Genomic DNA, 233 nt, shown 5'->3' on the forward strand with positions numbered 1-233 from the left:
GCGGGTACACCGATCCGCTCGCCCAGGTCGGCGGGCACGACGGCGTCACCGCGCTCATCGCCGGGGCCCGGGCGCGGTTCCCGGGGTTCACGTTCCGGCTCGCCGGGGAGGTCGACGGCCATCACGACATCGCCCGGTTCCGCTGGGAACTGGTGTCCGACTCCGACGGGTCGGCGCCCGTCGCCGGGTTCGATGTGATCGAACTCGCCGAGGACGGGCGGATACGGCAGGTG

At 73.4% G+C, this 233-nt stretch carries 1 protein-coding gene; it reads left to right on the forward strand.

Annotated elements, in window-relative coordinates:
- The coding region (locus ACSNOK_RS36420; protein ID WP_436784926.1) for a nuclear transport factor 2 family protein at positions 1-233 on the forward strand (233 nt) is incomplete at both ends.

This window comes from Streptomyces sp. URMC 126 (assembly GCF_051386555.1).
Taxonomy (GTDB): Bacteria; Actinomycetota; Actinomycetes; order Streptomycetales; family Streptomycetaceae; genus Streptomyces.